Below are 12,648 nucleotides of genomic sequence, written 5' to 3'. Positions count from 1 at the left end.
CCTGATCACATTCTGATAGAATATTCAATTTTTCTTCTTTTGAAAACCATTTTCCAGCCATGAAAAAACTCCCCCAAGGCAAACAGATTTTTTTATTTCATCTGTCTACCTTTAGGGGAGCATATCAGATTCGAGAATGGCTTTTTATTTTTTTTCACGATTCAATCGGGGTTAAAAAATCCGACTGTATATGGTCATCTCCCATTAAGTAAATATTTTTTATCTATAAACAAGACCGCCATCAGTCAATATCGCCTGACCAGTAATATAATCCGAATCATCTGAAGCTAAAAAAGACACTAAATTAGCAACATCTTCAGGTGTTTGATATCTTTTTAGAGCAATTTCTGAGGAGAATTTTTCAAAAGCTTCCCCTGGTTTAAGGTCACTGCTGTATTTCACCATTTCTTCATCAATTCTATCCCACATTTTTGTTTTTGCAACGCCAGGACAGTATGCGTTTACAGTTATTTTATATTTTGCCAGCTCTTTAGCGGCTGAATGTGTGAAAGATTTTACAGCATGTTTAGTCGCAGAATATGTGCCAAGCATTTCAAATGATTCGTGACCTGCTATGCTGCAAGCATTAATGATTTTTCCTTTTGTTTCTTGCTGAATAAATTGTTCAGCGGCAGCTTGAGTGCCAAAAACCACGCCATTTACATTAATTTTGAATAATCTATTAAGCTGTTCTTCAGTAATTTCCAAAAATGGAGAAACTGCATCGATACCCGCATTGTTTACAAAAACATCTAAACGGCCAAAGGCATCTACCGATTCTTTAACTAAATTGAATTGATCCTCTCGTTTAGATACATCCCCTTTAACACCGATAACATCAAAGTTCTTTTCTTTTAATTCTGAAACAGTTTCGTTCAGTAATGCTTCATTTATATCATGTAGTACGACACGAAAACCGTCGTGGCATAGTCTCTCCGCTATGCCTTTCCCTAATCCTCCAGCAGAACCGGTAACAATAGCTACTTTTCTCATGGAGATCTCTCCTTTTGTTAGAAAATTATGATAGGTTTTGTCTATTTTAGTATAACAAAACATACGGGACGAGTCCGAAGCAAAGCTAATGTATAACTTGACATTGTTGCTTTGCTGCAATGATTAAGTATCTCTCTTTGTTTAACAACAAAAAAGAGGCGCGTTTTTTATCTGATCGCCATTTTTGCTCCTTTTTTAGCTTACTCAAGGCATCAATGTACGATTTCTTTTTATCCCGCGTATAGTTTAATGATGAAAACAAAGTTAACTTGGCAAGAAACCTTCGTTAGGCAATTGCACAATTATCCATAGACAATCTGCAAGAACGCAAACAGTCAAATACAATCTTAATAATATAAAAAAGGAGTGATAGGCTTGTTTCATCGTCAATATCCTGTACCCGCATATTCCTATCCTATAAACCCGTCTTTTCCCATAAACCCATATCCCGTTTATGCCAGTGGCCGTCCGTGTCCCGTATTGCCTCCCGGGGCCTGCCAATATATATTGAATGATGAAGGTTATTGTGAATTGGTTTGTATCCAGTAGAAGCATGCTCTTTAAATGAGGAGTATTGCAGCTTTCCGCCAGTGATCAGCTATCGGTGAAGGCAAAATTGCGTATGTGACCCACAAGGGGCTGCAGCCCTTGCCTCTACAAACGCCGAGGAAGCGCTGCCCATATATGATATCGATCATATAAACCACTAATAAAAATATTTTCAATAGAAACTGAACAAATGGCAGCCTTTATGAATCCTCGCATGCCGATGGAAATGGCGAAAGCGTTGGCTTCATTTCGATACCGCGCGGCAAAAGAGAAGCGTGCTCAGACGTCTACAGCAGTTCAAGAGTTGACTTGCAATTCTCCGACAAGCTTGAAGCAGTTTTAGAAGAGAATACTCGAAGGCGCTTTGCTGCTCGCATCTATCAAAGTAAAAATGCAATTGATAATGCAAGAAAGACAGACAGTTCCTAAAAAAGAACCTGTCTGTCTTCTGCTTACCCTTTTAAAAGAAATTCGTTGCCGTCTTCATCGCTGAATTGCACGTATGTGCCCCATTGCATTTCCTGCGGCTCTCCTTTAAACTCCACTCCATTCGCTTTCATCTTTTTATATGTTTCGAGAACATGATCGCATTCAAATACGATGGATGCTCTCATATTTTCAGAGCCTTTCATCATTGCCTTCGGGTAAATGACTAAACGAGTCTGGGCATTTTGCGGGGCGACTTCAAGCCAAAATGCTTCCGGTCCCATCGGGTGTTCTGCCACAACGTCAAAGCCTGCTTTGTTGGTCCAAAAATCCTTCGCCTTTTGTTGATCCTCAACGTATACTGCAACAGTTCCTACATTCGTGATCATCAGAAATTCCTCCTTCAATCAATGTCAATTCCTATAGTAGTAAAATCCGCTTTATTCATCTTGTAAAAAAACGACGTTCTCCTGGTTGTTGTGTCTTAGGTTCTTTTTTTCTAATATCCAGTTTTTATACTCTTTCGGAGTCAGACCTATACATTCTTTAAAGTCTTTTGAAAAATGAGCATAGTCATAGTAGCCGAATTCGTGCATACAATCATGAAGGTCTATTTCGGGAGCGAAAAATATCTTCAACCGGACTTGATTAAACCTCGCTACTTTGCTGAGCTTTTTTGGAGACAGACCCGTCAGCTCCACTACTTTTCGTTCAAATTGCCTTTGAGAATAATGACTCCTTGAAACCAAAGTTTGTATGTCTTGTTGAACAGGGAATTCATATAATTCAGTTAAAATTCGAATAAAATGTTTATCAACAAAATGGTTTTGCTTGAATGTATCTAACATAAATTCATGAAGTAGCGTCATTCCTTCTTCTATTTCAACGCCCTTTAATCGGCTCTCCATTTGTTCAATGATGCTTTGTTTAAATAGTGAGTCAAGAGGCAAAAATTTGTCCCTCAGTTCCTTTATATCTGTATCAACCCAAAACTTTAACCCCCAAGGTTTTAGACGAATGCCGAATAAGCGGATGTTGCCGTGTGCGGTTAATCGATGGTAATGCGTTAATGACCCTATTAAAAAAGAAGTATCCATTAATTGATTTTGAACTTTGTACTTTGTGCCAAAATGAAAAATCATTTCATAGCATCCATCCGGCTAAAGTACTTCCTCATTGTCGGATTCATCATATTCCCTATTTAAATACCAGAAGCATTTGATATACGGTTCTAATGCAGCTGGCGGTTTTTTCTCTTCATACCTCATTTGTTTTGCTCCATTATGTAATGATCGTTATTCCGAATTATTATAATCCATTCTCTTCTATAAGATCTTTCACTTTAAAATATTTTTATTTTATCCAGCCTTACTTGTCCTGAAAAAGCTCTGCAAATTGAATATGAAGGAGGAAACGTAAAGGAGAACGACTGGGAAGCAATCTCGTTTAGGTTGGCAAGCCGGCAAATCAAAAATCCAAAACTTTATTCATTCGTATTCCGGGCGCGGAAAACTCACCTCGAGGGGAACCAGCATGAATCGCGTATGACAGTTATCCATGCATTGATGATGAGCGATCATTAGCCGGTCGAACTCAGGCTGTTCATCGGATGGGATGATCTGACTCCGGCTGCAGGAAATGCCTTACATACGGGAAATAAAAATGTTGCGATTTATACAGAAAAAAATGGTTTGAAAAGTTGACGGCCTTTTTTGCGACTACATATAGCATATCCCCCAGATTTCTTTATTATTATGGAAAATCCTTCATCATACTGGAATTTCCTTACATCGTTTTTGGCATTAAGAAAATCATAAAGGATGTGATCAATTAAAAAGGAGGATTTTTTTCTGATGACCAAAAATAATCAACAACAAAATCAGCAAAAGCAAAAACAAAAGCATGCCCAAATGCTTGGGGCGAATATTACGGATACTGAGCTTGCCCAAGAACTCGGCAGCCTTCAGCAGCAGCTTGCTCAATTAGAGCAAAATGTATCCCAGCTTGGAATGTCTCAACAACAAAGCGGCCAGGCTCAGCAAGGTTCTCAAACGAATCAGGGAATCAATCAATTAAAGCAGCAAATTCAGCAATTCAGTTCTCAATCTCAGCAGCAAATGCAGCAGACTGATCAACAAATTCAGCAAAACATCCAGCAGGCTGTTCAACAGCTTAATCAAGCTCTTCAAGGGATTCAAACCAATCAGGCGATGAACCAAATGAGCCAAGCTCTTCAACAGGCTCAACAGTCATTCAGCCAACAGGGCAGCAAGGTCAACAAGGGCAGCAAAAGCAGCAAAACCAACAGGCATCGCAATAAAGTCTTAAAGCCCTTTTCTGGAAAGAGAGGGCTTTTTTGATTATCGTTCAATTTGAAAAAAATGGATCGGATAGAATGCGGAAAGTAATTCATTCTACATGTAGATACATCAATTTTACAAGCGAAGGAGGAAGAAAACATGACTGTCGTCAATCAAGTGAAACAGGCCATTGCAAGTCTGAAAAGCGCCCAGGCCAGCTTTGAAACATTTTCATTGAATACTGATAATCAGAATGCAAAGCAGCTTTATCAGCAAGCTGCTCAACAAACCCAGACGCTTGTTGATTCGCTTGAACCGCGTCTTCAGCAAATTCAACAAGAAGAGCCTCAATATAAACAGCAGTAGGTTGAAAAAGGTTGGTGAAGTGCCAACCTTTTTCTATAAACACATGCGATAAGGAATGAGAATGACGACCCTTTGAGAGATCAAGGGGTTTTTTTGACCCGCAGCATTCACCTATATTTAACCGCCCGAGTATCTTATTGTGAAAAGACGTTTTATGGAGGGGAATGGCGTGGGCTATTTTGTTGAAGTCGAATCAGGGGTTCATTTATATGTGGAGGATATAAATCCTGAAAGCAGCGAAGCGGTCGTTTTTTTGCATGGCTGGCCGTTAAGCCATAAGCAATTTGAGTATCAGTTTAACGTTCTGCCGGCACAAGGATACCGCTGCATAGGCATTGACTGGAGGGGGTTCGGACATTCGGATAAGCCGATGGACGGCTACCGTTACAACCGCTTGGCTGATGACATCCGCATTGTGGTTGATGCCCTTCAGTTAGACAGCTTCATACTTGCCGGCCATTCTACAGGGGGATCTATCGCGATCAGGTATATGTCCCGGCACAAAGGCCACGGCGTTTCAAAACTCGTCCTGATCGACGCTGCAGCTCCTGTAGGCTTTACGAAAGAGAATGCTGACCATTTGCTTAACACAGCGCTAAATGACCGACCGAAGATGATGCGAGAAGTAACGGAAACGTTTTTTTTTCAATATATCACACAACCATTCTCAGACTGGTTTTTTCATCTCGGCTTACAGGCAGCGGGATGGTCGACCAAAGCTGTCATCGTTATGCTGAGGGATGAGAAGCTGTATGCCGATTTGCCGAAAATATCTGTTCCTACTTTAATCATTCACGGCGTTCATGACAAAGTCATTCCGTTTGCACAAGCCTGCGAGCTGCATCAAAACATAAGGAATTCAGAGCTCGTTCCGTTTCAATACAGCGGCCACGGGCCTTTCTGGGAAGAGCGGGAAAAATTCAACCGGATCTTGACGCAGTTTGCTTAGATGATTAAAGAAAGTCTTTAACGTTTGAGGCAATTTGTAGGATAATATCAACGACATCTAAAAAAGAAAACAAAGCCGTTTTTGCTTTGCTGAAAAATCGGCATTCGTACGAATGAATAGCAGATCAGCATTAGTCTATTTTACAAACGCATATTCATAGCTTGAACGAATTCATGACAAAACGTTTGGATGAACCGGTCACAAATGGTGAACGACGCGAATTGATGACAGCTGCATCGAAATGATGACAAAAAGGCCTGCTTCCGAAAGAGGGGGCGATTCATAGAATCATTGAAAGCAGCGGCGGTTTTTGAAGAGGAATGACTGGATGCAAAGGGAGGGGAAGACAGAATCATTCTCACTCCAAAATGAAGTAAAAATCGAGGAAAAGATATGAAAAAGTTTTACAAACGATTACTGTATGGATCTATTTTCTTATGTATCATAGGAGGAATCATCGCCGGCTTTCTCGAAGAGGGGATGAAAAAAGGAGATGAACTGAAACTCGGCACATCGATTTACGGTGCTGACACGATTGAAAATTGGAAGGAAGCCAAGAAAAAAGGGAGATTTACTGTATTTAACGAAGATGGCGTCACCATAAAATCAATCCCGAGGTATCAACGGGTAAAAACCGTGAAGCTCATCAATAAAGAGGACATGGCTTTGCTGGAAATACTGGACGGCGCTTATAAAGGAACAAAATGGTGGGTGAAAAAGTCGGATATAAAAAAGGAAAAAAGCACAACCGGCAGCCATACTCATAAATTCCGAAAAACGAGCCACAGCCACCATCATTGATGTATAAGAGTGAAGAGAATACACCCTCTCGTTTTAGATGGATGATTACATATAGTCAGGTTATAGGAGGTTTATCATGACTGAAGATTTTTATTGTGATGAAGTGCTGAGCGGGAAAACAAAGGTCAATAAAGTGATGGAAACCGAGAATGTACTAGCCTATTATCATACAAGACCTTTTTATCCTGTTCATATTGTGGCCATCCCTAAGAAGCATATCCCTTCTTTGATCACGTTGGAAGAAGAGGATCAAGAATTATTACTCGAATTACTGGATGTTATTAAAAAAGTGGCTCAAATGGTGACGGAAGAAAACGGTGCTTGCAGAGTGATCACAAATTTGGGCGCCTACCAGGATTCAAAACATCTTCATTGGCATATCGTTTCAGGAAAACCTTTGAGATAAAAATACGCTATTTGGCGCGTGGTTGTACGCGCTGCACACTTAGCCCGCACGGATGGAAAAAAGTTATACAATCGGCCGGAACCGGTTTTTCTTTATTTAACAAGCTATTACAGAGGATTTTTTCCTCTGTTTTTTATTGCGGGGCATACCGATGGCGAACGGCATGAAGATTAACGGGCCATCGCCTCCCATCGGTCCGGATCCATGAGTGAGAGTCGCACATGAAAAATGATATCGTCTGCACTGAAAGTTTCCTACAGGGGGGATAAATGTTGACTCAATATTTTGTGAAACGACATTTGAATCAAAGCTTTGATCACGGTTTGATTCCTCAATTGCTCTATATTTGCAATGTTGGCGATACCCATACAAGATTACCCCGAACGATGCACATGCACGATGATGTGATAGAAATCATTTTTATAAAAGAGGGGAATGGCACGCATATCATTGACGGCCGTAAATACCGCATTATGAAAGGTGATATTTTAATATATAATAACGGTGTTCTTCACGATGAATACGCTGAATCTGAAGCGGATATGAGCGTTTTTTGCTGCGGCATTACGAATGTGAAAGTGCCCGGCTTGCCGAGAAATCATTTGGTTTCCGGCGAACATTCATGCGTGCTGCACAGCGGGGAGCATAGATCGGATATTGAATCATTGCTGGAGATGATGTATTTGCAAATCTCTGAAGAAAAACCCGGTGCAGAGGAGATTTGCAGCTACCTTCTTTGCGCATTGATTGCGATCATTTTGCAGATTCCAAAGGAAAACGCAGCACTATCAAAATCAGAAGAATCAGAATTGACAAACGTAATTAAAGCCTATATTGATGAGCATTATTCCGAGGATATCACGCTGCAATTGCTGTCGCAAAAATTCCACATCAGCTCATATTATTTGGTTCATGCTTTTAAGAAATCCACCGGCTTTTCGCCCATTCAATATATTATCCGACGCCGAATCGGGGAAGCGCAGTCGCTGCTTATTAACACAAATGACAGCGTGACAAAGATTGCCGGCACGGTTGGCTATGATAATATGAGCTACTTTACGACCCTTTTTTCTAAAATCGTTGGCATATCTCCGAAAAAATACCGCCAGCACTGGACGAAAAACAAGTCTTCCAAAAACTAAAGTCCGTCAAACAAGATCGTGAACATTTTCGGTCGAAATAGCAGAAAAAGCTGCTTAAATAAAACAAGAATATGAAAGCGTTTCACTTAAGCCGGGCTTAAAATAAAAGTATCGGTTTTGGAGGTGTTTCAAGTGAGTATGAAAATTTCCGGAGCCCCGTGCTGCTGGGGTGTCGACGATCCGAAGAACCCTTTTCTGCCGCCGTGGGAACAGGTTCTCTCAGAGGCATCACAAGCGGGATTCGACGGGATTGAATTAGGACCGTATGGATATGTGCCAATGGATGTCAAGAGGGTTCAAGCAGAGCTATCTAAACACGATTTGACCATCATTGCGGGAACCATTTTTGATGATCTCGTATCAGAGAGCAACGTAGAAAAGCTATTGCATCAGGTCGACGATATTTGTTCATTAATTACGAAGCTGCCGCGTTCGCCGCTGAAAGACGAAATCCCGTTTCCGCCTCCGTATTTGGTCATCATCGATTGGGGGCATGAGGAAAGGGATTATCACGCAGGGCATCCCGATCAAGCCAAAAGGCTGTCTGAAAAGGATTGGAGCAAGATGATGCGGCATATCGCTGCTCTTTCAGAACGGGCGTGGAACCGCTATAGGGTGCGGCCGGTCATCCACCCGCACGCCGGCGGTTATATCGAATTTGAAGACGAGATTAAGAAATTGCTGGAGGACATCCCGTATGAAACGGCAGGGCTCTGCCTTGATACCGGGCACCTGTACTATTCGAAAATGGACCCGGCCCAGTGGCTAAGAGACTGTGCAGACCGGCTTATTATCTTCATTTTAAAGATATTGATCCCGATATGTATCAACAGATGATGGGCAAACGAATCCGCTTCTTTGACGCCTGCGCAAAAGGAGTGATGTGTCCAATCGGTAAGGGAATCATCGATTACGGCTCGATTTATTCTTTATTGAAAGAAATCAATTATCGCGGATATATCACGATTGAGCAGGAGCGCGACCCGAGAACCTGCGCTTCGAGTTTACTTGATGTAAAACAAAGCATTGACTATGTAAAGAATATCGGTTTTTAGATGACGGCAAAAGGAGGAATGAAAGATGATTCAAGGTGAAAAAAATGTTGAGCAGCCGATACGCTGGGCGATGATAGGCGGGGGACGCGGAAGCCAAATCGGCTACATTCACCGTTCATCTGCGCTTCGCGACCATAATTTTGAATTGGTGGCCGGCGCCTTCGATATCAATCCAAATCGCGGAAAAGACTTTGGCGTCAATTTGCACGTTGAACCTGAGAGGTGCTATGCCGGCTACAAGGAAATGTTTGAAAAGGAAGCAAAACGGGAAGACGGTATTCAGGCTGTTTCAATCGCAACGCCAAATGGCACGCATTATGAAATGACGAAAGCGGCTCTTTATGCAGGCCTGCATGTTATATGTGAGAAGCCGCTGTGCTTTACGGTGAAGGAAGCAATCGAACTGGAAAAGCTCGCGAAAAACAAACAGCTGGTGGTCGGCATTACATATGGATACGCAGGACACCAGATGATTGAACAAGCCCGCCAGATGATTGAAAACGGAGAATTAGGTGACATTCGCATCGTAAACATGCAATTTGCACACGGTTTCCATTCCGCACCCGTAGAAGCGGCAAATGCCAGTACGAAATGGCGCGTTGATCCGAAAATGGCGGGTCCGAGCTATGTTTTGGGGGATTTGGGAACACATCCGCTATATTTATCAAAGGTTATGCTGCCAAACTTCAAAATAAAAAAACTGATGTGTACACGCCAAAGCTTTGTAAAAAGCCGGGCGCCGCTCGAGGACAATGCATATACCATCATGGAATATGAAAACGGTGCTATCGGGACGGTGTGGTCTTTTTGCGTGAATGCCGGTTCTATGCACGGGCAGAAGATTCGGGTTATAGGTTCAAAAGCCAGCATCGAATGGTGGGATGAACATCCGAATCAGCTAAGGTATGAAGTTCAGGGTAAACCGGCCATGATATTAGACCGCGGCATGAATTATCTTTATCCGGAAGCGCTGGCAGACGACCGGATAGGAGGAGGCCATCCTGAGGGCTTGTTCGAAGCGTGGTCAAATTTGTACACCCGGTTTGCCAAAGCCATCGCTGCGGCCGAGCGCAGAGATTGGCGCGAAGACCTTTGGTACCCGGGAATTGAGGCGGGAGTAGAAGGCGTCAGGTGGGTTGAGAACTGTGTACGATCTGCAGATAACGGCGCTGTGTGGGTTGAATACCAATGAGAAAAGGCGCGAAGGAAACAAAAAACCTTACGACCTGCCGATCGTAAGGTTTTTTCGTTACATTTCTTTGGATGCAGCGGCTTCCGCTTGCGATTCCTGGAGTTCTTGATTCATTTTTTTGGCATCTTCCAAATACTCGGTTCTGAATCCGCTCTTAACCGCCCAAGTGTAAAAACCTAAGGAAACAACGGCGATCAACAGCATGTCCCAGCCGTAATGAACCACATTTAAGCCGCCGAATTTGTCGCTGCCCAAGAAGGAAATGAGCATCATCGCCAACAGGTAGAAAGCCATCCACATGCCGGCTTTGAAATGCTTGCCAAAGCCTTTCCAGCTTGCTTTTGCCTGATAGTAGAAATAAACGGGCAGACCGATCAGGATAATGAATAAAACTTGTCCTGTCAGCGGCCAGCGCGCCCAGTACAAGACAAGCGACGCGAAAATAAATCCAAGCGGCGCGATTATGCTTAATCCTTTCAGGCGCAGCGGTCTGTGTAAATCGTGTCCAGTCCGTCTCAACGTCATGACGGTCACAGGACCTGTAACATAAGAAATCAATGTTGCAACTGAGATGACTTCTGCCAAGGTACCCCAGCCTCTAAATAAAAACAGGAAGATAAACGATACAATCAGGTTGAAAATCATCGCCTGGCGCGGTACGCCATAGATCGGATGAAGTTTGCCCAATATGCTAGGCAGGTATTTGTTCTTTTCCATTCCGTAAATCATCCGCGATGTTGTCGCCGTATATGTGATGCCTGTTCCCGACGGGGAAACAAAAGCGTCTGCATACAGAACCAAGACGAGCCAGTTAATATTTAAAGCGATTGCCAAATCTGCAAATGGAGAGTTGAAATTCAAATGGCTCCATCCGTTTACAATCATCGAAGGGTTAACAGATCCGATAAATGCGACTTGCAGCAGCACATAGATCACGGTGGCGACCAAAATAGATCCGATCACGGCAATCGGAATCGAACGCCCGGGGGTTTTCGCCTCGCCCGCCATGTTAACCGGGCTTTGAAATCCGTTAAATGCAAACACGATACCTGACGTTGCCACGGCAGTCAGCACACTTGCCCATCCGTTTGGCGCCATGCTTTCGCCGGCAGTGAAATTGCCGCTGTGAAAACCGGCAAATAAAAGAGCGCCAATCGTAAGACCCGGAATCACGATTTTAAAGACGGTAATAAACGTGTTAGCCTTGGAAAACAGGCTGACCGTCCAATAATTTAATAAAAAGTAGATGATGAGTAAAACAGAAGCAATGGCCAGCCCTTCAATCGTCAGCTGTCCTTTATCGACCAAACGGCTTGTCCATTTTGCCCATTCCCAAGGCCAGGAGCTCATATATTGAACAGAAGCGACAGCCTCTACCGGAATAACGGATACAATCGCGATCCAGTTCGCCCACGCAGAAATGAATCCGACAAATGAACCGTGGGAATATTGCGTATATTTCACCATTCCTCCCGCTTCCGGAAACATCGCACCAAGCTCACTGTAAGACAGTGCGATAAACAATATGACAATCATTCCGATAATCCACGAAAATATAGCGGCCGGACCTGCGATCTGCGCGGCTCTCCACGCTCCGAACAGCCAGCCTGAGCCGATCATTGAACCAAGACCGACCATCATAAGTGAAAACGTTCCCATCTTTCGTTGTAAATTCATATTGATGTCACCCTTCATGTCGTGTAATAAAATATAACATTCATTTTCATTATTATCTTTCGAAATCTTCTGCCTTGTCAATATCTTTTTTTTTGGATGAAGAAACATGATCATTTCGAAGCCCGAAAAATAACTGAAGGGAAGCGATTTGAGGGGAATTTTAGTATATCAATATATCTTAAAATCGATCGGAATTTTGGAATATAGATATTTGGCAGATGCCGTCCTTAAAACGGGGAAATAGTCGGATCGATAAAGATTTGCATGTCAGGCGATGGTGCTATTTGAGCGGAAAGATGGACCGGGCTCAGACAGCAGGGCGGGAACGTTTCTTTAGCCATTTTTGATTGCATTGATGGTGTTTCTCCTTTTGCACGCTTCCTTTTATCCTGCGCTTGATAAGGCGGGATCCATAGCCTTCTGAATTTAAGTTTTGTCATGCGTTTCCCACCTCTATATGAAAGTATTTCTTGAAATAAAATGTGAGAAAGGAGTAATGTAATGGCGAAATTTCGGGGGGAACTTTGCTTTGGCAGGGACTGGTTTTGTGCAAATGATCCATTATCTTGAGGCAAAAAAAATCATAGCTGAATCACCAAAGCGGTTTGAGGCAATCGGAACATACAACCATCAACTTGGACAATGTGAAACTTACAGTATTTTTAATACGATATAAAATTTTCCCTTCCATAGCTGAAGGTTTTGGTTTGTAAACACAGCGTAAATGTACGGTAAGGACATTACTTAAGCAAAGCACCCGAATGAATCGGGTGCTCAGACCGTTGACAAAAC

At 42.6% G+C, this 12,648-nt stretch carries 14 protein-coding genes and 1 pseudogene; 9 read left to right on the top strand and 6 right to left on the bottom strand.

Annotated elements, in window-relative coordinates:
- Positions 1–219 precede the first annotated feature (219 nt).
- The 4 genes and pseudogenes from V7126_RS23440 to V7126_RS23425 form a co-directional block, all read right to left on the bottom strand.
- Positions 220–993, bottom strand: coding sequence for an acetoin reductase (locus tag V7126_RS23440; RefSeq protein ID WP_046131166.1), 774 nt, complete (start codon positions 991–993; stop codon positions 220–222).
- 1,001 nt (positions 994–1,994) lie between these two features.
- Entirely contained in the window at positions 1,995–2,357 is a 363-nt protein-coding gene (locus V7126_RS23435; RefSeq protein ID WP_046131165.1) for a VOC family protein, read from the bottom strand.
- A gap of 51 nt (positions 2,358–2,408) precedes the next feature.
- Positions 2,409–2,918, bottom strand: a complete 510-nt coding sequence (locus V7126_RS23430) for a helix-turn-helix domain-containing protein (protein WP_438823824.1) — start codon at positions 2,916–2,918, stop codon at positions 2,409–2,411.
- A 9-nt stretch (positions 2,919–2,927) separates the two neighbouring features.
- Positions 2,928–3,116: pseudogene (locus tag V7126_RS23425) on the bottom strand (DUF6597 domain-containing transcriptional factor); the annotation flags it as partial.
- A gap of 705 nt (positions 3,117–3,821) precedes the next feature.
- Here V7126_RS23425 and V7126_RS23420 point away from each other — a divergent pair.
- From V7126_RS23420 to V7126_RS23380, 9 genes are all read left to right on the top strand, one after another.
- Complete coding sequence (locus tag V7126_RS23420; RefSeq protein ID WP_373688023.1) at positions 3,822–4,328, top strand: hypothetical protein; 507 nt, start codon at positions 3,822–3,824, stop codon at positions 4,326–4,328.
- Between the two features lie 99 nt (positions 4,329–4,427).
- The gene (locus tag V7126_RS23415; RefSeq protein WP_046131163.1) at positions 4,428–4,634 is read left to right on the top strand and encodes a DUF1657 domain-containing protein; all 207 of its coding nucleotides are present in this window, start codon (positions 4,428–4,430) and stop codon (positions 4,632–4,634) included.
- Positions 4,635–4,803: 169 nt separating this feature from the next.
- On the top strand, positions 4,804–5,583 hold the full coding sequence (locus V7126_RS23410) for an alpha/beta fold hydrolase (RefSeq protein WP_175077607.1): 780 nt from the start codon (positions 4,804–4,806) through the stop codon (positions 5,581–5,583).
- 393 nt (positions 5,584–5,976) lie between these two features.
- Complete coding sequence (locus tag V7126_RS23405; protein WP_046131162.1) at positions 5,977–6,384, top strand: hypothetical protein; 408 nt, start codon at positions 5,977–5,979, stop codon at positions 6,382–6,384.
- Between the two features lie 76 nt (positions 6,385–6,460).
- Positions 6,461–6,790, top strand: a complete 330-nt coding sequence (locus tag V7126_RS23400; protein WP_175077608.1) for an HIT domain-containing protein — start codon at positions 6,461–6,463, stop codon at positions 6,788–6,790.
- 272 nt (positions 6,791–7,062) lie between these two features.
- A complete protein-coding gene (locus V7126_RS23395; RefSeq protein ID WP_175077609.1) occupies positions 7,063–7,932 on the top strand; it encodes a helix-turn-helix transcriptional regulator in 870 nt (289 codons plus the stop codon).
- Positions 7,933–8,070: 138 nt separating this feature from the next.
- A complete protein-coding gene (locus tag V7126_RS23390) occupies positions 8,071–8,769 on the top strand; it encodes a sugar phosphate isomerase/epimerase family protein (RefSeq protein WP_272901922.1) in 699 nt (232 codons plus the stop codon).
- Entirely contained in the window at positions 8,754–8,987 is a 234-nt protein-coding gene (locus V7126_RS23385) for a sugar phosphate isomerase/epimerase family protein (protein WP_419761782.1), read from the top strand. Before V7126_RS23390 ends, V7126_RS23385 begins: the two co-directional genes overlap by 16 nt.
- A 25-nt stretch (positions 8,988–9,012) precedes the next feature.
- Positions 9,013–10,179: a Gfo/Idh/MocA family protein gene (locus V7126_RS23380; protein WP_175077610.1), complete on the top strand. Its 1,167-nt coding sequence runs from the start codon at positions 9,013–9,015 to the stop codon at positions 10,177–10,179.
- Positions 10,180–10,236: 57 nt separating this feature from the next.
- Here the strand turns inward: V7126_RS23380 and V7126_RS23375 are convergent, their stop codons facing one another.
- Both V7126_RS23375 and V7126_RS23370 read right to left on the bottom strand, forming a co-directional pair.
- Positions 10,237–11,874, bottom strand: coding sequence for an APC family permease (locus tag V7126_RS23375; RefSeq protein WP_373688026.1), 1,638 nt, complete (start codon positions 11,872–11,874; stop codon positions 10,237–10,239).
- A gap of 209 nt (positions 11,875–12,083) precedes the next feature.
- A complete protein-coding gene (locus V7126_RS23370) occupies positions 12,084–12,296 on the bottom strand; it encodes a hypothetical protein (RefSeq protein WP_046131159.1) in 213 nt (70 codons plus the stop codon).
- Positions 12,297–12,648 lie beyond the last annotated feature (352 nt).

Source organism: Bacillus sp. JJ675, from assembly GCF_036963165.1.
In the GTDB taxonomy this organism is placed as follows: Bacteria; Bacillota; Bacilli; order Bacillales; family Bacillaceae; genus Bacillus; species Bacillus glycinifermentans.
Note: the sequence above shows the minus strand (reverse complement) of the source record. Positions and strands in the feature narration are given on the sequence as shown.

What these genes read in the sequence shown, in the direction of transcription:
- V7126_RS23440 (WP_046131166.1), bottom strand. Translation starts at nt 993, where the DNA reads ATGAGAAAAGTAGCTATTGTTACCGGTTCTGCTGGAGGATTAGGGAAA.
- V7126_RS23435 (WP_046131165.1), bottom strand. Translation starts at nt 2,357, where the DNA reads ATGATCACGAATGTAGGAACTGTTGCAGTATACGTTGAGGATCAACAA.
- V7126_RS23420 (WP_373688023.1), top strand. Translation starts at nt 3,822, where the DNA reads ATGACCAAAAATAATCAACAACAAAATCAGCAAAAGCAAAAACAAAAG.
- V7126_RS23415 (WP_046131163.1), top strand. Translation starts at nt 4,428, where the DNA reads ATGACTGTCGTCAATCAAGTGAAACAGGCCATTGCAAGTCTGAAAAGC.
- V7126_RS23405 (WP_046131162.1), top strand. Translation starts at nt 5,977, where the DNA reads ATGAAAAAGTTTTACAAACGATTACTGTATGGATCTATTTTCTTATGT.
- V7126_RS23400 (WP_175077608.1), top strand. Translation starts at nt 6,461, where the DNA reads ATGACTGAAGATTTTTATTGTGATGAAGTGCTGAGCGGGAAAACAAAG.
- V7126_RS23390 (WP_272901922.1), top strand. Translation starts at nt 8,071, where the DNA reads ATGAAAATTTCCGGAGCCCCGTGCTGCTGGGGTGTCGACGATCCGAAG.
- V7126_RS23385 (WP_419761782.1), top strand. Translation starts at nt 8,754, where the DNA reads ATGTATCAACAGATGATGGGCAAACGAATCCGCTTCTTTGACGCCTGC.
- V7126_RS23380 (WP_175077610.1), top strand. Translation starts at nt 9,013, where the DNA reads ATGATTCAAGGTGAAAAAAATGTTGAGCAGCCGATACGCTGGGCGATG.
- V7126_RS23375 (WP_373688026.1), bottom strand. Translation starts at nt 11,874, where the DNA reads ATGAAGGGTGACATCAATATGAATTTACAACGAAAGATGGGAACGTTT.
- V7126_RS23370 (WP_046131159.1), bottom strand. Translation starts at nt 12,296, where the DNA reads ATGACAAAACTTAAATTCAGAAGGCTATGGATCCCGCCTTATCAAGCG.